This window comes from Nocardioides sp. JCM 18998, assembly GCF_055391535.1.
In genome coordinates, this window is record NZ_AP043886.1 from 3294858 (window position 1) to 3315988 (window position 21131).

Annotated in this window: 17 protein-coding genes; 14 read left to right on the top strand and 3 right to left on the bottom strand. The window is 68.9% G+C overall.

Annotated elements, in window-relative coordinates:
- The first annotated feature begins 33 nt into the window (after positions 1–33).
- The 5 genes from yajC to ACZ5L9_RS15565 all read left to right on the top strand — a co-directional run bounded on the left by yajC (position 34) and on the right by ACZ5L9_RS15565 (position 6438).
- A complete protein-coding gene (yajC, locus tag ACZ5L9_RS15545) occupies positions 34–495 on the top strand; it encodes a preprotein translocase subunit YajC (protein ID WP_464529133.1) in 462 nt (153 codons plus the stop codon).
- The gene (gene secD / locus ACZ5L9_RS15550) at positions 495–2264 is read left to right on the top strand and encodes a protein translocase subunit SecD (protein WP_464529135.1); all 1770 of its coding nucleotides are present in this window, start codon (positions 495–497) and stop codon (positions 2262–2264) included. The genes yajC and secD overlap by 1 nt, the downstream gene beginning before the upstream one ends.
- The gene (gene secF / locus ACZ5L9_RS15555) at positions 2264–3460 is read left to right on the top strand and encodes a protein translocase subunit SecF (protein WP_464529137.1); all 1197 of its coding nucleotides are present in this window, start codon (positions 2264–2266) and stop codon (positions 3458–3460) included. Before secD ends, secF begins: the two co-directional genes overlap by 1 nt.
- A gap of 23 nt (positions 3461–3483) precedes the next feature.
- Entirely contained in the window at positions 3484–4023 is a 540-nt protein-coding gene (locus tag ACZ5L9_RS15560; RefSeq protein WP_464529139.1) for an adenine phosphoribosyltransferase, read from the top strand.
- A 183-nt stretch (positions 4024–4206) separates the two neighbouring features.
- On the top strand, positions 4207–6438 hold the full coding sequence (locus tag ACZ5L9_RS15565; RefSeq protein WP_464536875.1) for a RelA/SpoT family protein: 2232 nt from the start codon (positions 4207–4209) through the stop codon (positions 6436–6438).
- Between the two features lie 66 nt (positions 6439–6504).
- Here the strand turns inward: ACZ5L9_RS15565 and ACZ5L9_RS15570 are convergent, their stop codons facing one another.
- The gene (locus ACZ5L9_RS15570; protein ID WP_464529141.1) at positions 6505–6804 is read right to left on the bottom strand and encodes a GIY-YIG nuclease family protein; all 300 of its coding nucleotides are present in this window, start codon (positions 6802–6804) and stop codon (positions 6505–6507) included.
- A 148-nt stretch (positions 6805–6952) separates the two neighbouring features.
- Positions 6953–8185 carry a DUF349 domain-containing protein gene (locus ACZ5L9_RS15575; protein ID WP_464529143.1) on the bottom strand — a complete coding sequence of 411 codons (1233 nt, stop codon included), beginning with the start codon at positions 8183–8185 and terminating at the stop codon, positions 6953–6955.
- Between the two features lie 107 nt (positions 8186–8292).
- Between ACZ5L9_RS15575 and ACZ5L9_RS15580 the strand changes: the two genes are divergently transcribed.
- The 9 genes from ACZ5L9_RS15580 to ACZ5L9_RS15620 all read left to right on the top strand — a co-directional run bounded on the left by ACZ5L9_RS15580 (position 8293) and on the right by ACZ5L9_RS15620 (position 20072).
- On the top strand, positions 8293–8967 hold the full coding sequence (locus ACZ5L9_RS15580; protein WP_464529145.1) for an MBL fold metallo-hydrolase: 675 nt from the start codon (positions 8293–8295) through the stop codon (positions 8965–8967).
- Positions 8968–8988: 21 nt separating this feature from the next.
- A complete protein-coding gene (hisS, locus tag ACZ5L9_RS15585; RefSeq protein WP_464529147.1) occupies positions 8989–10362 on the top strand; it encodes a histidine--tRNA ligase in 1374 nt (457 codons plus the stop codon).
- 44 nt (positions 10363–10406) lie between these two features.
- The gene (gene aspS / locus ACZ5L9_RS15590; protein ID WP_464529149.1) at positions 10407–12179 is read left to right on the top strand and encodes an aspartate--tRNA ligase; all 1773 of its coding nucleotides are present in this window, start codon (positions 10407–10409) and stop codon (positions 12177–12179) included.
- A gap of 253 nt (positions 12180–12432) precedes the next feature.
- Positions 12433–13431 carry an ABC transporter permease gene (locus tag ACZ5L9_RS15595; protein ID WP_464529152.1) on the top strand — a complete coding sequence of 333 codons (999 nt, stop codon included), beginning with the start codon at positions 12433–12435 and terminating at the stop codon, positions 13429–13431.
- Between the two features lie 79 nt (positions 13432–13510).
- The gene (locus tag ACZ5L9_RS15600; RefSeq protein ID WP_464529155.1) at positions 13511–15244 is read left to right on the top strand and encodes an ABC transporter substrate-binding protein; all 1734 of its coding nucleotides are present in this window, start codon (positions 13511–13513) and stop codon (positions 15242–15244) included.
- A 149-nt stretch (positions 15245–15393) separates the two neighbouring features.
- Positions 15394–16407 (top strand): ABC transporter permease, encoded by a 1014-nt coding sequence (locus ACZ5L9_RS15605; RefSeq protein WP_464529157.1) that lies wholly within the window; start codon positions 15394–15396, stop codon positions 16405–16407.
- A 10-nt stretch (positions 16408–16417) separates the two neighbouring features.
- Entirely contained in the window at positions 16418–17512 is a 1095-nt protein-coding gene (locus ACZ5L9_RS15610) for an ABC transporter ATP-binding protein (protein ID WP_464529160.1), read from the top strand.
- 32 nt (positions 17513–17544) lie between these two features.
- Positions 17545–18672, top strand: a complete 1128-nt coding sequence (locus ACZ5L9_RS15615) for an ABC transporter ATP-binding protein (protein ID WP_464536877.1) — start codon at positions 17545–17547, stop codon at positions 18670–18672.
- A gap of 119 nt (positions 18673–18791) precedes the next feature.
- A complete protein-coding gene (locus ACZ5L9_RS15620) occupies positions 18792–20072 on the top strand; it encodes a replication-associated recombination protein A (protein WP_464529162.1) in 1281 nt (426 codons plus the stop codon).
- Positions 20073–20151: 79 nt separating this feature from the next.
- Here ACZ5L9_RS15620 and ACZ5L9_RS15625 read toward each other — a convergent pair whose 3' ends face one another.
- Positions 20152–21024 (bottom strand): LysR family transcriptional regulator, encoded by an 873-nt coding sequence (locus ACZ5L9_RS15625; RefSeq protein ID WP_464529164.1) that lies wholly within the window; start codon positions 21022–21024, stop codon positions 20152–20154.
- Between the last annotated feature and the right edge of the window lie 107 nt (positions 21025–21131).

Below are 21131 nucleotides of genomic sequence, written 5' to 3' on the forward strand. Positions count from 1 at the left end.
CCTGCCCCCAATTCCTGGAGTCTGAGTAGCGCCGTGCAGTTCTTGCCCTTCCTCCTCATCATCGTCGTCTTCTGGTTCCTGATCATCAGGCCTCAGCAGAAGCGCCAGCGCGACGCCCAGCAGATGCAGTCCACGCTGGGCGTGGACAGCAAGGTCATGCTGAGCTCCGGCATCTTCGGCACGGTCACCGAGATGACCGACGACTACATCGCCGTCGAGATCGCCGACGGCGTCTCGATCAGGGTCATCCGTGGCGCCATCTCCCGGATCCTGCCGGAGGACTTCGGCGAGGAGACCGAGGCCGAGATCGGCACCGACGTCGACGGCGACGCTGCCGTGGTGACCGGCCCCGAGACGGACCCCGCGGCCCCGATCGAGGTCGACGAGGGGGCCGACTCCAGCGCCGCGACCGGGCAGTCGGGCGAGGAGAGTGTCGAGGACACGCTCGCCAAGTACACCCCCAAGCCCGTCCAGCAGCCCGAGAAGAACGACTGATGCCGAACAAGAGGCCCCGTCCGGGGCGCACGCTCGTCGTCTTCTTCCTGGCGCTGGTCGTGGCCTACGGTCTGGTCGCGCTGGGCGGTACGTGGAAGCCGGAGCTGGGTCTCGACCTCCAGGGCGGCACCCGGATCACCCTGATCGCCTCGGGCCACCCGAGCCAGGAGAACCTCGACGAGGCCCGCGGCATCATCGACCAGCGCGTCAACGGCTCCGGCGTCTCCGAGGCCACCGTCACGCGGCAGGGCAGCAACCTGATCGTCGTCGAGATCCCGGGCAAGAGCCGACAGGACCTCGTCGAGACCGTCCAGCGCCAGGCGCAGATGCGCTTCCGCCTGGTCGCCTGCCAGAACACCTGCGCGACCAGCTCCACCACCGGCACGACCGGCGGCACCGGCACGACCGGCGGCACCGGCACGACCGGCGGCGTCACGGGGCAGCGCGCCGGCCTTGTCTTCGACCACAAGAAGCCGGCAGCGGGCACGAAGGCCACCCAGAAGTCCAGCCAGAAGCCCAGCCAGAAGTCCGGCGCCAAGAAGGGCGCCAAGACCGCCCCGGTCGCCACCGCAGACACCCCGGCCGCCACCGCGACGCCGACCACCGGCGACACCGCCGCCCCGTCGGCCACCGCGACGCCGACCGCCTCCGCCGAGCCGGATGCGAAGGGCGACATCACCGTCGACCAGGCCGTCGACTTCATGAACAATCCGCCGGCCGACGAGGTGGCGAAGTTCGACGCCTACACCTGCCCGACCGACGGCAGCGCGCCGACCGTCACCGACGACCCGAGCCAGCCGCTCATCACCTGTGACGCCTCGGGCGTGAAGTACCTGCTCTCCCCGGCGATCATCGAGGGCACCCAGCTCAGCGACGCCAGCTCCGGCATCCCGCAGGGCAGCGTCAACTATGTCGTCAGCCTGAGCTTCCACACCGCCGGCCGCGAGGCCTTCGCCGACGCCACCGGCGCCATCGCCGGCACCGACCAGCTCTTCGCGATCGTCCTCGACGGCCAGGTCATCTCGGCCGCCACGGCGAGCAGCCGGATCAACGGCGACGCCCAGATCAGCGGCTCGTTCACCCAGGACGAGGCCAAGAGCCTCGCCACCAGCCTCAAGTACGGCTCGCTGCCGATCTCGTTCGAGAAGGACGGCACCTCCGTGGAGGTCGTCGGCCCGACGCTGGCCGGCAACCAGCTCAACGCCGGTCTGCTCGCGGGCGGCATCGGTCTGGCGCTGGTGATGCTCTACTGCCTCTTCTACTACCGCGGCCTCGGCATCGTCGTGATCTCCTCGCTGCTCTTCGCGGCGACGTGGACGTACGCCATGGTCCTGCTGCTCTCCAAGACCGCCGGCTTCACGCTGACCCTGCCCGGCATCGCCGGCCTGATCATCGCGGTCGGCATCACGGCGGACTCGTTCATCATCTTCTTCGAGCGGATCCGCGACGAGATGCGCGAGGGCCGCTCGATGCGGGTGGCCGTGGAGACCGGCTGGGCGCGCGCCAAGCGCACCCGTCTCGGCGCGAGCTTCGTCTCGCTCTTCTCCGCCGCGATCCTCTACATCTTCGCGACCGGCGTCGTGAAGGGCTTCGGCTTCGCGCTCGGGCTCTCGACGATCATCGACCTCGCGGTCCTCTTCTGGTTCACCAAGCCGCTCGTGTCCTGGTTCGCCCGCTTCCACTTCTTCAACGGTGGCGGTCAGCTCTCCGGACTCAGTCCCGAAACCCTGGGCATCGACAAGCCCGTCGCTGCTGGAGGTAAGGCCTGATGGGTAAGTTCTCTCGGCTCGGTCACGAGCTGTCCACGGGTCACAAGTCGTACGACTTCATCGGCCGGCGCCCGTTCTGGTACTCGCTGTCCGGCGGCATCGTGCTCGCCGCCCTGCTGGTCGTGATCTTCCACGGCTTCAACTTCGGCGTGGAGTTCACCGGCGGCACCGAGTACCAGATCAGCGGTCTCTCCTCGTCGCAGGCCACGCAGAGCACCGCCGACGCCCTCCGCGAAGCGGTCGGCGGAGCGGGCGTCGAGGCCGCCTCCCAGCCCGAGGTCTCGACCGCCGGCAACAACGGCATGACCATCACGGTCAAGGAGCTCACGCCCGCCGAGAACGCCAAGATCACCAAGGTGATCGAGGACACGGTCGACATCAAGGATCCTGCCAAGCAGATCTCGCCATCGTCGATCGGCGCCAGCTGGGGCAAGCAGGTCGCGCAGCGCGCTCTCCTCGGCGTCGGCGTCTTCCTCGTCGTCGTGATGCTGTTCATCGGGATGTACTTCCGCGAGTGGAAGATGTCGGTCGCCGCACTGTGCGCGCTGATCCACGACGTCCTGATCACGATGGGCATCTACTCGCTGTCCGGCTTCTCGGTCACCCCGGCCGCCGTCACCGGTCTGCTCGCGATCCTCGGCTTCTCGCTGTACGACACGGTCGTCGTGTTCGACAAGATCCGGGAGAACACCCACGACCTGCGCGCGTCCAAGACGACGTACGCCAAGGCGGCCAACCTGGCCGTCAACCAGACGCTGGTCCGCTCGATCAACACCGGCATCGTGGCGCTCATCCCGATCGGCGCGATCCTCGCGGTCAGCTGGATCCAGCTCGGCGCGAGCACGCTCAAGGACCTCGCCCTGGCCCAGTTCGTCGGCATGGCCGTCGGCGTCTTCTCCTCGGTGTGGGTCGCCCCGCGCATCCTGGTCCACCTGAAGTCCAACGAGTCCGAGGTCGTCCTGGCCGAGCGTCGTGCCAAGGCGAAGGCCCGGGCCAACGTGGACCCGTACGCGTCGGTGCCGTCCTTCAGCGAGGACATGGCCGTCGGTGACGGCGTCGAGCTCGGCGTCCCGGACGACGCCGCGCAGCGCGCCTCGGAGGCAGGCCCGGCCCGTGGCCGTGGCCCGGTCCGCGACAGCCGCTCGGCCGGCCGCCCGCAGCCGAGCCGCGGGCCGCGCTCCAAGCGCACCAAGTGAATGCAGCAGCAAGGAGCGGCGCGATGAGCCTCGAGAACACCCTGGACCGACTGGTCGTCGACGTCATCGACTACCCCAAGCCGGGGATCGTCTTCAAGGACATCACGCCGCTGCTGGCCGACCACGCCGGCTTCACCGAGGTGGTCGAGGCGCTCGCCGCCGCCGGCCGTGACGCCGAGGGACGTCCGATCGTGGACAAGGTGCTCGGCATGGAGGCGCGCGGCTTCATCCTGGCCGCACCGGTGGCGCTGGCGCTCGGCGCCGGCTTCATCCCGGTCCGCAAGGCGGGCAAGCTGCCCCGCGAGACGCACGCTGTCTCCTACTCCCTGGAGTACGGCGACGCGACCCTCGAGCTGCACCAGGACGCGGTCGCGCCGGGGGAGCGGGTGCTCCTCGTCGACGACGTGATCGCCACCGGCGGCACCGTAGCGGCCACGGTCGACCTGGTCCGGCGCAGTGGCGCCGAGGTCGTCGGGGTCGCGGCCCTGATGGAGCTGGCCGCGCTCGACGGCCGCGCGACGATCGGTGCCGACGTGCCGATCACCGCGCTCATGCAGGTCTGAGTCGGCTCTGACGCGGCTCCGGAACGGACTCGTGGGGCGATCCGCCTGCGGGTCCGTTCCGCGGCATGCTTGCCGTCTGACTAGACTCGCTCCATGACTGAGGAACGCACTGCCGCGACCCCGCGGGAGCCGGTGGTGCGGGTACGCGAGGGCGGCTCCACCGGGGCCCCGTCGGGTCGCCGGATGCGCGCCCGCCTGGCCCGGATGGGCCAGCGCAACGCGGCCGCCAACCCCATGCTCGAGCCGCTCTTCCGGGCGGTGCGCACCAACCACCCCAAGGCCGACCTGGCCCTGCTGGAGCGGGCGTACGTCACCGCGGAGCGTCTGCACGAGGGGCAGATGCGCAAGAGCGGCGACCCGTACATCACGCATCCGCTCGCGGTCACCACGATCCTCGCCGAGCTCGGCATGACCGAGCCGACCCTGGTCGCGGCCCTCCTGCACGACACGGTCGAGGACACGCCGTACACGCTCGACGAGCTGCGCCGCGACTTCGGCGACGAGGTCGCGGTGATGGTCGACGGCGTCACCAAGCTCGACAAGGTCCAGTACGGCGAGAACGCCCAGGCCGAGACGATCCGCAAGATGATCGTCGCGATGGCGAAGGACATCCGCGTCCTGGTCATCAAGCTCGCCGACCGGCTGCACAACATGCGCACCCTGCGTCACGTGCCGCAGAAGTCGCAGGAGCGTTCGGCCCACGAGACCCTCGACATCTACGCCCCGCTGGCCCACCGGCTCGGCATGAACACGATCAAGTGGGAGCTCGAGGACCTCGCCTTCGGCACCCTGCACCCCAAGATCTACGACGAGATCGTCCGCCTGGTCGCCGAGCGCGCGCCGTCCCGGGACCAGTTCCTGGCCCAGGTGATCAGCCAGGTCGAGAACGACCTGCGCGATGCCAAGATCAAGGCCACGGTCACCGGTCGACCGAAGCACTACTACTCGATCTACCAGAAGATGATCGTCGGCGGTAAGGACTTCTCCGACATCTACGACCTGGTCGGGATCCGCATCCTGGTCGCCGAGGACCGCGACTGCTACTCCGTCCTCGGTGTGCTGCACTCGCGGTGGAACCCGGTGCTCGGGCGCTTCAAGGACTACATCTCGCTGCCCAAGTTCAACCTCTATCAGTCGCTGCACACCACCGTGATCGGCCCGCAGGGCAAGCCGGTGGAGATGCAGGTGCGCACCTTCGCGATGCACCGACGTGCCGAGTACGGCGTCGCGGCGCACTGGAAGTACAAGGAGGACGGGCGTACCGGCGTCGAGACCGACAAGCGCGCCGACCTCGACGACATGGGCTGGGTCCGCCAGCTGCTCGACTGGCAGTCCGAGGTCGAGGACCCGGGCGAGTTCCTGGAGTCGCTGCGCTTCGAGATGCACCGCGCCGAGGTGTATGTCTTCACGCCGCGCGGTGACGTGATCGCGTTGCCCGCCGGCTCCACCCCGGTCGACTTCGCGTACGCCGTCCACACCGAGGTCGGTCACAAGACCATCGGCGCACGGGTCAACGGCCGGCTGGTGCCGCTCGAGTCGACGCTGGAGAACGGCGACGTCGTCGAGATGTTCACCTCGAAGGCCCCCACCGCCGGTCCGTCGCAGGACTGGCTCGGCTTCGTGAAGTCCAACCGCGCCCGCTCCAAGATCCGCGCCTGGTTCACCAAGGAGCGTCGCGAGGAGGCGATCGAGAAGGGCCAGGACGCGATCGCCAAGCTGATGCGCAAGGAGGGGCTGCCGCTCAAGCGGCTGATGTCCCACGAGTCGCTCAGCCTCGCCGCCGCGCACTTCCACCTCACCGACGTCTCCTCGCTCTACGCGGCTGTCGGCGAGGGCAACCTCTCCGCCCAGGCCGTGGTGCGGCGCGTGGTCGACGAACACGGGGGCGACGCGGGGGCGGCCGACGACCTCGCCGAGGCGATCACGATCACCCGGCCGCGCCGATCCAAGATCACCACCGGCGGCGACGCCGGCGTGGTGGTCAAGGGCAGCGACGCCGACGTGTGGATCAAGCTGGCCAAGTGCTGCACTCCGGTGCCGCCGGACCAGATCCTCGGCTTCGTCACCAAGGGCGGCGGGGTCTCGGTCCACCGGCTCGACTGCACCAATGCCGCCGAGCTCAAGAACCAGCCGGAGAAGCTGCTCGAGGTCGAGTGGGCGCCGACGGCGTCCTCGACGTTCCTGGTCAACATCCAGGTGGAGGCGCTCGACCGCGCCCGGCTGCTCTCCGACATCACGATGGCGCTCTCCGACGCCCACGTGAACATCCTCTCGGCCCAGCTCACCACCTCCCGTGACCGGGTCGCGAAGTCCCGCTTCTCCTTCGAGATGGCCGACGCCAAGCACCTCGACACGGTGTTGAATGTCGTCCGCAACGTCCCCGGCGTCTTCGACGCCTACCGCGTCACCGCCTAGCCCCGACGTTGGTCGAGTAGCGCGAGCCGCTGGGCGAGGGCGTATCGAGACCCGACCGGTCGTCCGCTATACCGATGGCCGGCGCTTGCTGAAGTCCTTCTTCGACAACACGGGCAGCGCGCGGTAGTCGCCATTGATCAGAGCCTCCCGCTTCGCGCGGGACCAGTTCTGAATGCGCTTCTCCCATGCGAACGCCTCACCGATATTCTCGAACTCCGCCTGCCAGACGAGCTCCACCGGTCTTCGCCGCTTGGTGTACTCCGCTCCTAAGCCCTCGTTGTGCTCCCAGAGGCGACGTGCGAGATCCCTGGTGCTCCCGGCGTAATAGCTGCCGTCTGCGCAGCGTAGGAGGTAGGCGAAGGGCATGCATCGAGTGTGCGTGAATCGCGCGGTCGGTGCGTCGACTTGTCCACAGGCGTGAGCTGACCCCGCTAGACCATGGTCTCGATACGCTCGCTGGCGCTCGCTACTCGACCAACGAGCGTCGGGGGCCGAGTAGCGAGCGGCGGTCGACTCAGCTGAAGTCGGCGGAGGCGCGCTTGGCCATGTCGAGGAACTGCTTGCGGGACTCGAGGTTCTCCTCCAGCGAGGCGACCTTGCGGGCGTCGCCCTTGGCCTTCGCCGTCTCGATGTCGGCCTCGACCTTGGCGATCGCGTCGATCAGCTTGGTGATCATGTCGTCGGCCCGGGCGGACTTCTCCGGGTCGGACTTGTTCCACTGCTCGTCCTCGACGGCCTTGATCGCCTGCTCGACCTTGCGCATCCGGCCCTCGAGGTCGCGGATCCGGTCGCGCGGGACCTTGCCGGCGGCGTCCCAGCGCTCGGCGATCTCGCGGAACGAGGTCTTGGTGGCGGCCAGGTTGTCCTCGGTCACCGGGAGCAGCGCCTCGGCCTCGACCAGAAGCGCCTCCTTCACCTCCGCGTTGGCGGCGAACTCCGCGTCGACGGCGGCGTTCTCGGCGTCACGGGCGCCGAAGAAGGCGTCCTGCGCACCGCGGAAGCGCTTCCACAGGGCGTCGTCGACATCCTTGGGCGCCGGGCCGGCGGCCTTCCACTGGCGCATCAGCTCGCGGTACGCCCCAGCGGTCGCACCCCAGTCGGTCGAGGAGGCGAGCTTCTCGGCCTCGGTGGCCAGCTTCTCCTTGATGGAGCGAGCGCCCTCGCGCTTCTCGTTCAGCTCGGCGAAGTGCGTCTTGCGCCGCCGGGTGTATGCCGTCCGAGCGGTGGAGAACCGGCGCCACAGCGCGTCGTCCGAGGCACGGTCGATGCGGGGGAGCGCCTTCCACTGGTCGAGCAGCTCGCGCAGCCGGTTGGCTCCGTTGCGCCAGTCGGTGCCCTCGGCGAGCTTCTCGGCCTCGCCGACGACCTTCTCCTTCTCGGCCTTCGTCTCGGCCGACTTCGCGGCGCGCTCGGCCTTGCGGGCCTCGCGCTGCGCGGCGACGAGCGGCGTCAGGGCGTCGAGGCGCGCACTGAGGGCGGCAAGGTCGCCGACCGCATTGGCGTCGATCACCTGGGCGCGCACGCTCTTGATCGACTCGGCGGCCTCCTCGGGGGTCAGCTTGGCCCCGTGGACCCGCTTCTCGAGGAGCTCGACCTCGAAGGCCATCGCGGCGTACCGCTCGGTGAAGAACTTGAGCGCCTCCTCAGGCGTGCCCTCGGGATACTGCCCGACAGCCCGCTCGCCGTCGGCGGTGCGCACGAAGACCGTGCCCTCGTCGTCGACTCGGCCCCACTGCTCGCTCGTCACTGGTCATCCTTCTGGTCGGCTGAACCGCTTTCGCGCCCATCGTAGTCAGACCGACATCCGGCAGTGTCGATGCGGTGGTGCCCGCGGACGCTGGATAGGGTTGCCGGGTGTTGATCGCCGGCTTCCCCGCAGGGCCGTGGGGGACGAACTGCTACGTGGCCGCCACCGGTCCCGGCAGTGAGTGCGTCGTCATCGATCCGGGCATGGACGCGGCCGGCGGCATCGCCGAGGTGGTCCGCGAGCACCGGCTCAAGCCGGTCGCCGTCCTGGTCACCCACGGTCACGTCGACCACATGTTCTCCGTGGCGCCGGTCGCCGGGACGTACGACGCCACCGCTTGGATCCATCCGCGGGACCGGCACCTCCTCGCCGATCCGTTGGCCGGGATGTCGCCCGACACCGCCCGGATGCTGCTCGGCGGCAACCACACCTGGGCCGAGCCGGACGACGTGCGCGAGCTCGCCGACGCGCAGAGCCTGGAGATCGCGGGCCTGACCTTCGTGGTCGACCACACCCCGGGGCACACCCCGGGCTCGGTCACCTTCCGCAGCCCGTATGCGGCCAGCGCGGATATCTCCGAGGTGTTGTTCTCCGGAGACCTGCTCTTCCAAGGCTCCATCGGGCGTACGGACCTCCCTGGCGGCGACCACGCCCACATGCTGCAGAGCCTGCGCGCCAAGGTGCTCCCGCTGGCCGACGACATCGTGGTCCTGCCGGGCCACGGCGAGCAGACCTCGATCGGGCGCGAGCGCGCCACCAACCCGTTCCTGCAGGACCTCTGAGAGACAGGCTGAGACAGACAGATGGCCAAGCCGACCCCGCTCAGCGGCTTCCCCGAGTTCCTGCCCGCCCAGCGCGTCGTCGAGCAGCAGGTGATCGCCACCCTGGCGAACACCTTCGAGCTGCACGGCTTCGCCAACCTCGAGACCCGTGCGGTCGAGCCGATGGACCAGCTGCTCGCGAAGGGGGAGACGTCCAAGGAGGTCTACGTCCTCAAGCGGCTCCAGGCGATCGAGGACGGCGACACCGCGCCCCACTCCGGGATGGGTCTGCACTTCGACCTCACCGTGCCGTTCGCGCGCTACGTGATGGAGAACGCCGGCAAGCTGGAGTTCCCGTTCCGCCGCTACCAGATCCAGAAGGTCTGGCGCGGCGAGCGCCCCCAGGCCGGCCGGTTCCGCGAGTTCACCCAGGCCGACATCGACATCGTCGGACGCGACACCCTCGGGTTCCACCACGACGTGGAGGTCGCCCGGGTCATGGCGGAGGCGCTCGGCGGGCTCGCGTTCCTGCCCGGCTTCCGGATCCAGGTCAACAACCGCAAGCTCATCCAGGGCTTCTATGAGGGCCTCGGCGTCCGGGCTCGAGGCGGTGACCCGCTGCGCGTGATGCAGCTGGTCGACAAGCTGGACAAGATGCCGGCCGAGAAGGTCGGCGAGCTGCTCTGCTCCGACGCCGGGCTCACCGCCGAGCAGGCCGGGCAGACGCTCGCGCTCGCGCAGATCTCGTCGGCCGACACCGGCTTCGTCGAGGCCGTACGGGCGCTCGGCGTCGAGCACCCCCTCCTCGAGGAGGGCCTCACCGAGCTGGCCGCCGTGATCGAGGGCTGCGCAGCCATCACGAGTGAGCGGATCCGGGTCGTCGCCGACCTGTCGATCGCCCGCGGCCTGGACTACTACACCGGCACCGTCTTCGAGACCCGCCTGGACGGCTTCGAGTCGCTCGGCTCGATCTGCTCGGGCGGGCGCTACGACTCGCTGGCCAGCGATGGCCGCAGCACCTACCCCGGCGTCGGCATCTCGTTCGGCGTCAGCCGGGCGCTGGTGCCGCTGCTCGGCGACGGCGCCGTGACCGCGAACCGGAGCGTCCCCAGCGCCGTGCTGATCGCGCTCACCGACGAGGAGAGCCGGCCGGCCGCGGACGCCGTCGCCCAGCAGCTGCGCTCGCGCGGCATCGCGACCGAGGTCGCGGCCAAGGCCGACAAGTTCGGCAAGCAGATCAAGTACGCCGAGAAGCGCGGCATCCCGTACGTCTGGTTCTCCGGCAGCGGCGACCAGGGCGGCGATGCGGTCCGCGACATCCGCAGCGGCGACCAGGTGGCCGCTGACGCGACCACGTGGCAGCCTCCTGTCGAGGACCTGCGCCCCCGCGTCGTCGCGTCCGCCAGCGACAACTGACCTCTCGACCCACAACTTGTGACTATTCAACGTAAGGACATGAAGTGATCCGCACCCATGACGCCGGCTCGTTAACCACGGCCAACGTCGGTGAAACAGTCCGTCTCGCCGGGTGGGTGGCCCGCCGCCGCGATCACGGTGGGGTCGCCTTCATCGACCTGCGCGAGTCGAGCGGCGTGGTCCAGCTCGTCATCCGTGACGCCGAGGTCGCGGGCGAGCTCCGCTCGGAGTTCTGCCTCAAGGTCACCGGCGAGGTCATCGCCCGTACCGAGGCCAACGTCAACCCCAACCTCGCCACCGGTGAGATCGAGGTCGTCGTCTCCGACCTGGAGATCCTCAACGCCAGCGCGCCGCTGCCGTTCCCGATCGACGACGCGGCCGCCCACGGCGCCGGCGAGGTCTCCGAGGAGGCGCGCCTCAAGCACCGCTACCTCGACCTGCGCCGCTCCGGCCCGGCCCACGCCATCCGACTGCGCTCGAAGGTCTACCAGGCGATCCGCGAGGTCCTCGGCCGACGCGACTTCGTCGAGGTCGAGACCCCGACTCTGACCCGCTCCACGCCTGAGGGCGCCCGCGACTTCCTGGTCCCGGCCCGCCTGCACCCGGGCAGCTGGTACGCCCTGCCGCAGTCCCCGCAGCTCTTCAAGCAGCTCCTCATGGTCGGCGGCCTCGAGCGCTACTACCAGATCGCGCGCTGCTACCGCGACGAGGACTTCCGCGCCGACCGCCAGCCGGAGTTCACCCAGCTCGACATCGAGATGAGCTTCGTCGACCAGGACGACGTCATCGAGATGATGGAGGACATCATCACGGCGATGTGGTCCACCATCGGCGTCGAGGTGCAGACCCCGCTGCCCCGGATGACCTACGCCGAGGCGATGAGCAAGTACGGCTCCGACAAGCCCGACCTGCGCTTCGGCTTCGAGCTGATCGAGTGCGCCGACTATTTCAAGGAGACGCCGTTCCGCGTCTTCCAGAGCGAGTACGTCGGTGCGGTCGTCTACCCGGGCGGCGCCAGCCAGCCCCGCAAGGTGCTCGACGCCTGGCAGGAGTGGGCCAAGCAGCGTGGCGCCAAGGGCCTCGCCTACGTCCTCTTCCAGGAGGACGGCACCCTCGGCGGCCCCGTCGCCAAGAACCTGTCGGAGGCCGAGCAGGCCGGTCTGGCCGCGCACCTCGGCGCCCAGCCCGGCGACTGTGCCTTCTTCGCCGCCGGTGCCACCAAGCCCAGCCGCGCCCTGCTCGGCGCGGCCCGCGTGGAGATCGCCCGCCGACTCGAGCTGCTCGACCCCGACACCTTCGCGTTCACCTGGGTGGTCGACGCCCCGATGTTCGAGCCCGCCTCGGACGCGGTCGCCTCCGGTGACGTCGCGGTGGGCGCCGGAGCCTGGACCGCTGTGCACCACGCCTTCACCGGCCCCAAGCCGGAGTTCGAGGCGACGTTCGACACCGACCCGGGCAATGCGCTGGCGTACGCGTACGACATCGTCTGCAACGGCACCGAGCTGGGCGGCGGCTCCATCCGTATCCACCGCGAGGACATCCAGAAGCGGGTCTTCAGCGTGATGGGTCTCGGCGAGGACGAGGCCCAGGAGAAGTTCGGCTTCCTGCTCGACGCGTTCAAGTTCGGCGCCCCGCCGCACGGCGGCATCGCCCTCGGTATGGACCGGGTGCTCCAGCACCTGACCAAGACCGACTCGATCCGCGAGGTGATCGCCTTCCCGAAGTCCGGTGGCGGCTTCGACCCGCTCACCGCCGCGCCGGCGCCGATCACCCCGGAGCAGCGCAAGGAGGCCGGCGTTGACGCGAAGCCGGAGTAGCCGGCGCCGTTCCTGACCCGATGGCCTCCCGCCGGCACGCCGGTCCGGGAGGCCATCGTCGTTCGGCCCGGAACTCCGCTCCCACGGGCTATGTGAACGGCGATGGCGCCGTTCGTGTCCAAACCGTAATCTGCCCGCAATCAGCCTGCGGCACTCTGTGCAGATAGAGTCGGCTGGTCCGGGACAGCTGGTCGGCTACGGTGTCAACTGTCTTTCCTAGGAAGTCAATGCAATCCAGATCAACGAGGTACCCATGACGATCAGCTCCACGGAAACCGAGTGGCGCTCCGAAGGTGGCGAGGACCCGGTCGTCGCAGCACCGGTGGCGAAGTCCCCGACCCGCTTGGCGATCTCGCGGTTCCGCAAGGACAAGCTGTCGATGGCGGCGTTCATCGTGGTCGCCCTCCTGGCGCTCGCCGCGATCCTCGCGCCGGTGCTGGTCAAGCTCGGCGTGCTCGACTACAGCACCCTGCACCAGGACCTGACGGATCCGTCCAACGGCGGTGTGCCCCGTGGCGCCCATGGCGGCATCAGCGCCTCCCACCCGCTGGGTGTGGTCCCGGGCACCGGCTGGGACGTGCTCTCGCGGCTGTGGCTGGGTGTCGCCTTCTCGATCGGCATCTGCCTGTGCGCCACGATCGTCTCGGTCGTGATCGGCACCGTGCTCGGCATCATCGGTGGCTACTCGCGCGGCATGGTCGATGCGGTGATCGGCCGGCTGGTCGACCTGACGCTCTCGTTCCCGCAGACCCTGATGCTGCTGGCGCTGTCCGCGCCGATCGTCGCGTTCTTCAACAACTCCCTGCATCTGCACGGCAACCTCGCGAACGCGCTCTACATCATCCTCGTGCTCGGGTTCTTCGGATGGCCGGCGGTCGCGCGCCTCGTGCGCGGGCAGGTGCTGTCGATCCGCGAACGCGAGTTCATCGACGCCGCCCGGTCGTTGGGCGCCTCGAACAGCCGGATCTACTTCCGCGAGATCCTGCCGAACGTCTGGGCGCCGCTGCTGGTGATGAGCACGCTGCTGCTCCCGTCCTACGTCTCGGCCGAGGCCGCCCTGAGCTTCCTGGGCGTCGGTGTCCAGGCTCCGCTGCCGACGCTCGGCAACGTGCTGTCCGACGCCACCGCGTGGATCGACGGCGACCCGCTGTACTTCTGGATCCCGGCGATCGTCATCGTCGTGGTCGTCGTCAGCTTCAACCTGCTCGGCGACGGCCTGCGCGACGCGCTCGACCCCAAGGGCGACCGTTAACACCGTTCGCCCCATCAAGCCTCTCCCCTCGGGGGAGATGTGTGCGTCCGTTGAGACGCCACTTTAAGAAGGAGAAATCATGTTGAGGAATCGGAAGCGAGCGGTTGCTCTCGGGGCCGTCGCGGTCACCGCCGTGGCGCTCCTGTCGGCCTGTGGTGGAGGTGGCGCGTCGGCTTCGGCCGAGAAGGGCACGCTGTACTACCTGACCGCGACGTCGGCGAAGCCCGAGCACCTGGACCCGCAGCGTCTGTACATCGGCCGCGACATCACGAACATGTCGCGTCTGGTCTACCGGCAGCTGGTCACGTTCCCGGACACCACGGACAAGACCGCCGGCGTCAAGCCGGTGGCCGACCTGGCGACCGACACGGGCACGTCGCTCGATGGCGCCAAGACCTGGAAGTTCACGCTGAAGGACGGCGTGAAGTGGCAGGACGGCAAGCCGATCACGTGTGACGATCTCAAGTACGGCGCCTCCCGCGTCTTCGCGCAGAGCGTGATCCCGGGCGGCCCGAACTACCTCGTCGCCTATCTCGACGTCCCGACCAACAAGGACGGCTCGTCGATCTACGCCGGCCCCTATGACACCTCGGCGGCCAACCAGGCCGGCCAGGCCGCCTTCGACAAGGCTGTCACCTGCGACGGGCAGACGATCACCTACAAGTTCAAGCACCCGTGGCCGGACTTCCCGCTCGCGATCGCTGCGCTTCACATGATGGACCCGTACCGCAAGGACCAGGACCAGGGCGACAAGTCCAACTACTCGGTCTTCTCCGACGGTCCGTACAAGCTCGACGGCAGCTGGGACCAGAACACCGGCGGCACGTTCGTGCGCAACACGAACTACGACCCGGCGACCGACTCCACCTCCGTGCGCCAGGCGCTGCCGGACAAGATCGTCTTCGAGGTCACCTCGACCACCGAGACGATCGCCGACCGGCTGATCGCCGACAGCGGCAAGGACACCCAGGCGGTCACCGACCGTTCGGTCCCCGCGACCCGGTTCAACCAGCTGAACTCCAGCTCGGTGAAGGACCGCCTGTCGTCGGTCCCCTCGCCGTACATCGACTACCTGCAGTTCAACATGAAGCGGCTGTCGAACCCGACGGTGCGCAAGGCGCTCTACACCGCGACGGCCCCGCAGGCCTGGATCGACGCGGGTGGCGGCTCGAAGGCGTTCCTGCCGGCGCACTCGCTGGTGGCTCCGACCGTGCACGGCTACAAGCCGAACCCGGAGTTCAACGTGCCGCTGACCGGTGACCCGGCCAAGGCCAAGCAGCTCCTGCAGCAGGCCGGCGTCAAGATGCCGTACCCGATCAACTTCATGTACGAGAAGACCGACACGGCCGACAAGCAGGCCGCGGCGCTCAAGTCGCAGTGGCAGGCCGCCGGCTTCCAGGTGACCCTCACGGGCATCGACGCGGACAACTACTACGCGACCATCCAGAAGCCGTCGAACAACGGCGACCTGTACTGGGCCGGCTGGGGTGCTGACTGGCCGTCGGCCATCACCGTCACCCCGCCGCTGTTCGACGGTCGGATCAACCTGACCAAGACGTCGAGCCAGAACGACTACGGCCAGTACAACGACCCGACGTTCAACTCGTACGTCGACCAGGCGCAGAACGCCAGCACGCTGGCCGCGCAGACGACGGCGCTGCAGAAGGCCGACGAGCAGCTCGGCAAGGACAACGCGTACGTGCCGCTGGAGAACCAGGTGTTCAACCTGCTCCACGGCAAGGACGTGATCAACTACCAGACGACGCCGTCCTCCAACGGCTACCCCGATCTGGGCGGCATCAACGTCAAGTGAGCCCGTCGGTGGCGGTCGAGGAGACTCGGCCGCCACCGTGGCTCGCCCGGCGACCAAGCTTCGACAATTCGCTTTCCTCGTGGAGCGGCGCGCATCGCTCGCGCCGCTCCACGGCCACCAGCTTTTAGCGGCAAGGTGCAACTGAACCCATGTTTGCCTATATCGTCCGTCGGCTCCTGATCGGTGTCGTCCTGCTCCTCGTGATGAGCTTCGTGACGTTCCTGCTCTTCTTCTCCGGAGCCTTCGACCCCGCGCGCAACGCGTGCGGCAAGGTCTGCTCGCCTGCGCAGGTCGAGCAGACCAGCAAGGCGCTCGGCTACGACAAGCCGATCCTCAGCCAGTGGGGGAGCTTCCTCGGCGGCCTGGTCAAGGGCCGCGACTATCCGCTGGACAAGGCGGTGCGCGACGCCAACCCGTCGGTCGTCACCCACTGTGCGGCCCCGTGCCTCGGCTACTCGATGGTCAACACCGAGACGGTCAACCAGCTGCTGAGCTCCGCGATCCCGGTCTCGTTCTCCATCGCTCTGGTGGCCTTCGTCTTCTGGATCATCGGAGGCCTGCTCTTCGGCATCATCGCCGCGATGACCAAGGGCTCGTTCCTGGATCGCGGCATCGTCGGCTTCGCGCTGATCTTCTACGCCTTCCCGACCTTCGTGATCGGTCTGCTCCTGCTCCGGTTCGTGGCCATCCGCTGGGGGATCTTCCAGCTGCCGGTCTACGTGCCGCTGACCCAGAATCCAAGTCTGTGGTTCACCAACCTGATCCTTCCGGCACTCACGCTGGCGCTGTTCTACATGGCGGCGTACACCCGGATGAGCCGAGCGTTCATCATCGAGGCCTCGGGTGAGGACTACGTCCGCACCGCCAAGGCGAAGGGCGTCAAGCGGGTCCCGCTGATGCTGAAGCACACGCTGCGCGCGGCACTCACCCCGCTGGTCACGATGGCCGGTCTCGACCTCGCCATCCTGCTCGGTGGCGCGATCATCACCGAGAACGTCTTCACGTTCCACGGCCTCGGTCTCCTCGCGGTGACCTCCAACTCCCGCCAGGACCTGCCTACGATTGTCGGTATCGTCCTGCTGCTTTCCACCTTCGTGATCGTCGCCAACATCGTTGTCGACATCCTCTACGCGTTCATCGACCCGCGGGTCCGGCTGGACTGAGGAACGATCCATGAGCACCACAGAGAAGAAGACCACCTCCATGCCGAGCGACCCTTCAGACAGCTACTTCTCGGTCCGCGACCTCGTCGTGCACTTCCCGACCTCGGACGGGATCGTCAAGGCGACCGACGGCCTCTCCTACGAGGTGCAGCGGGGCAAGACCCTCGGCATCGTGGGGGAGTCCGGTTCGGGCAAGTCCGTCTCGAGCTCGGCGATCCTCGGTCTGCACCGAGGCACCAACGCCCAGGTCAGCGGCGAGATCCTGCTGGACGGCGTCGACCTGCTCAAGCTCTCCAACGAGGAGATGCGGCGCCGGCGGGGCAAGGACGTCGCGATGATCTTCCAGGACCCGCTCTCGGCGATGCACCCGTACTACACGGTGGGCAACCAGATCGCCGAGGCCTACCGGGTCCACAACAACGTCAGTCGCAAGGCGGCGCGCGCACGCACCATCGAGATGCTGGACCGGGTGGGCATCCCCAACCCCAACCGTCGGGTCGACAGCTACCCGCACCAGTTCTCCGGCGGCATGCGCCAGCGCGCGATGATCGCGATGAGCCTGATCAACGACCCCGGGCTGCTGATCGCCGACGAGCCGACCACGGCGCTCGACGTCACCGTCCAGGCACAGATCCTGGATCTGCTGCAGGACCTGCAGCGTGAGTTCGACTCCGCGATCATCATCATCACCCACGACCTCGGCGTGGTGGCGGAGATGGCGGACGACGTCCTGGTGATGTACGCCGGCCGGGCGGTCGAGTACGGCCCGACCAAGGAGATCCTGGTGCGGCCGGAGATGCCGTACACCTGGGGTTTGCTCTCGAGCGTTCCCGAGGTCACCGGCGACCCGGACGCCAAGCTCATCCCGATCAAGGGCAACCCGCCCAGCCTGCTCAACCCGCCGACGGGTTGCGCCTTCCACCCGCGCTGCGACCACCGCGACAAGGTCCCGGGCGACCTGTGCTTCACCCAGCTGCCCGAGCTCACGCCGGCCGTGGCCGGCGGCGCGCACACCAAGCGGTGCCATCTCGCCAATCCCGACGAGGTCTACAGCACCGAGGTGCTGCCGGAGATCGCTCCCGACCTCGTCCAGGAGGAGCGATGAGCGTCGACCTGAACGGCAAGGAGCCGACCCCCATGAACGACGGGCACGCCGCCCTGCAAGCCGACCTGAGCGCCCCGCCGGTGCTGAGCGTCGACGGGCTGCAGATGCACTTCCCGATCAAGAGCGCCGGCGTCGTGCGCCGCACCGTGGGCCACGTCAAGGCCGTCGACGGGGTGTCGTTCCAGGTGCGAGCGAACGGCTCGCTGGGCCTGGTGGGCGAGTCGGGCTGTGGCAAGTCGACGACGGGTCGCCTGATCACCCGCCTCTACAAGCCCACCGACGGCAAGATCGAGTTCGAGGGTCGCGACATCGCCGACCTCAGCCAGCGCCAGCTGCTGCCGCTGCGCCGCGACATCCAGATGATCTTCCAGGACCCGGCGACCTCGCTCAACCCGCGCCACACCGTCGGCTCGATCATCGGTGCGCCGCTCGAGATCCACAAGGTCCTGCCGAAGAACAAGATCCTCGGCCGGGTCCAGGAGCTGCTGGAGATCGTCGGTCTCAACCCCGAGCACTACAACCGCTATCCGCACGAGTTCTCCGGCGGCCAGCGCCAGCGCATCGGCATCGCCCGCGCCCTGACGCTGCAGCCGAAGCTGCTCGTCGCCGACGAGCCGGTCTCGGCGCTCGACGTGTCGATCCAGGCGCAGGTGATCAACCTTCTGCAGGATCTGCAGAAGGAGTTCGGCATCGCCTTCCTGTTCATCGCGCACGACCTCGCGATCGTGCGGCACTTCTGCCCCGAGGTCGCGGTGATGTACCTGGGCAAGATCGTGGAGATCGGTGACCGGGACTCGATCTACGGCCACGCGCACCACCCGTACACCCAGGCACTGCTCTCCGCCGTGCCCGACGTCAAGCAGGCCGTGGTCGGCGGTCGGCGTGAGCGCATCCGGCTCTCCGGTGACGTGCCGAGCCCGATCGACCCGCCCTCGGGTTGCCACTTCCGCACCCGCTGCCCGCTCGCGCAGGAGATCTGTGCGCAGGTCGAGCCGCCGCTGCTGCAGATTGGGCCGACGCACAAGGTGGCCTGCCACTTCGCCGGCGAGCTGGGACACCACCCCGCGACGCCGGTGACGCCGCCGACCGATCTGCCGACGCAGCCGGGCTTCAGCGACACCTGGTTCGACCTCGGAGAGCGCACCGTCCATACTCCGTAGTCGTGGACGACGGCGTGGCGGACGGGCTCTTCGAGATCGCAGACGAGCCAGCCGAGGCGGCCCGTGGGGCGGCACGTGGGACAGCAGCGGATGGGGGTTCACTCTCAGACGCCGACCACGTGGCCGCCCCGCTGGCCGTCCGGATGCGGCCTCGTACGCTCGACGAGCTCGCCGGACAGGCGCAGCTGCGTGCCCCGGGCTCGCCGCTGCGCCAGCTGATCGAGGGCGACCAGTCCCTCTCCCTGCTGCTGTGGGGCCCGCCGGGCACCGGCAAGACCACGATCGCCTCGATCGTCTCGCGCCAGACCGACCGCCGGTTCGTGGAGGTGTCCGCGGTCAGCGCCGGCGTCAAGGAGGTCCGGGCCGCGATCGACTCGGCCCGCGCCCGGCTCGTCCGTACGGGCCAGGAGACGGTGCTCTTCGTCGACGAGGTGCACCGCTTCTCCAAGGCCCAGCAGGACGCTCTGCTGCCCGGCGTCGAGAACCGCTGGGTGACCCTGGTCGCCGCGACGACCGAGAACCCGTTCTTCTCCGTGATCAGCCCGCTGCTCTCGCGCAGCCTGCTGCTGCGCCTCGAGTCGCTCACCGACGACGACGTCCGCGCGGTGCTGCAGCGCGCGCTCAGCGACGAGCGTGGCCTGGGCGGGCGTCTCACGATCGAGGACGAGGCGCTCGAACACCTGGTCCGGCTCGCCGGTGGCGACGCGAGGCGCTCGCTGACCTACCTCGAGGCGGCGGCGGGTGCGGCGGTCTCGATGGACTCCGACGAGATCACCTTGACGGCGGCCGAGACCGCGGTGGATCAGGCCGCGGTCCGCTACGACCGCCAGGGCGACCAGCACTACGACGTCATCAGTGCCTTCATCAAGTCGGTCCGGGGCAGCGACGCCGACGCGGCGCTGCACTACCTCGCCCGGATGCTCGAAGCCGGTGAGGATCCGCGCTTCATCGCCCGGAGGCTGATGATCCTGGCCAGCGAGGACATCGGTCTGGCCGATCCCACCGCCCTCACCACCGCCGTGGCCGCCGCCCAGACCGTGCAGCTGATCGGACTCCCGGAGGCGCAGCTGACGCTGGCCCAGGCGACCATCGCGCTCGCAGTCGCGCCCAAGTCCAACGCCGTCACCACCGCGATCTTCGCCGCGATCGCCGACGTCAAGGCCGGCAAGATCGGCCAGGTCCCGCCGCACCTGCGCGACGCGCACTACGGCGGCGCGAAGAAGCTGGGCCACGGCACCGAGTACAAGTATGCCCACGACGAGCCGTTCGGCATCGCCGAGCAGCAGTACGCGCCCGATGCCATCGGCGACACCGCCTACTACCAGCCGACCACCCACGGCAACGAGGCCGCGGTCAAGGACCGCTGGGAGCGGATCCGGAAGATCATCCGCGGCCGATGACGTCGGCCGGACCCGTCGGCCGGACCCCGTCGGCCGGACCCGTCGGCCGGGCCGAGGCACTCCGAGCGCCTCGGGCCCGTCAGGCGTGGAACTCGGCGATCGCCATCTCCCGGAACCGGATCGCCGGCTGGCTCAGCTCCCGGTCGGTGCGCCAGGTCATGCCGACGGCTCGGCGGGCATCGTCGCTCGCAAGCCCGACGGCGATCGTGCCGCTGAGCCCGGCGAACGCCTCCGGCACGATCGCCACCCCGAGCCCGGCGCCGACCAGGCCCTCGATCGTCGCCAGGTCCTGGCTCTCGAAGGAGACCCGCGGCACGACGCCGTCCGCGGCCAGCAGTCCGTCGGTCAGCGACCGGTAGCCGAACCCGGCCGGCGGCGTGACGAACTGCTCCCGCGCGAGGTCGGCCGGGCGCACCGTCGTCGCTCCGGCGAGCGGGTGCCCGTCGGGGACGATGAGGACCAGGCGCTCCTCGTACAGCGGCAGCCAGCCGTACGCCCCCGCCGGGCGCAATGACGTGATCGCGAGATCGGCACGCGCGGCCATCAGGTCGTCGATGATCTCGTGGCCGGGCTCCTGGCTCAGCGCGACCTGCACCCGCGGGGCGATCTCACGGAAGCGCTGCAGGAGCCTCGGCACGAACGAGACCGAGGTGGAGTCGAGGAAGGCCAGGCGCACGATCCCGGTGTCCGGGTCGATCAGGTTGCCGATGTCGGTGAGCAGCCGGTCGTACCGGGCGGTGATGTCCTCCGCGGCGGCGATCGCGAGCAGTCCGATCGGCGTCGTGCGCAGACCCGACGGCACCCGCTCGAACACGACCGCCCCGAGCTCGTCCTCGATCCGGGCCAGCGCGCGGGACAGCGTCGGCTGGGGGATCCGTAGCGCCGAGGCCGCGGTCGTCACGTGCTCGTGGTCGCGCAGGGTCATCAGCCAGGACAGGTCGCGAAGCCGCATGCCTCCATCATGCACAAATCGAATCGAGATGTGTCAAAAGCATCATTGGACGTATGTCGCGCTGCCGACGAGGCTGGTGAGGCCGTCTCCGATCGGTGAGAGGGCCG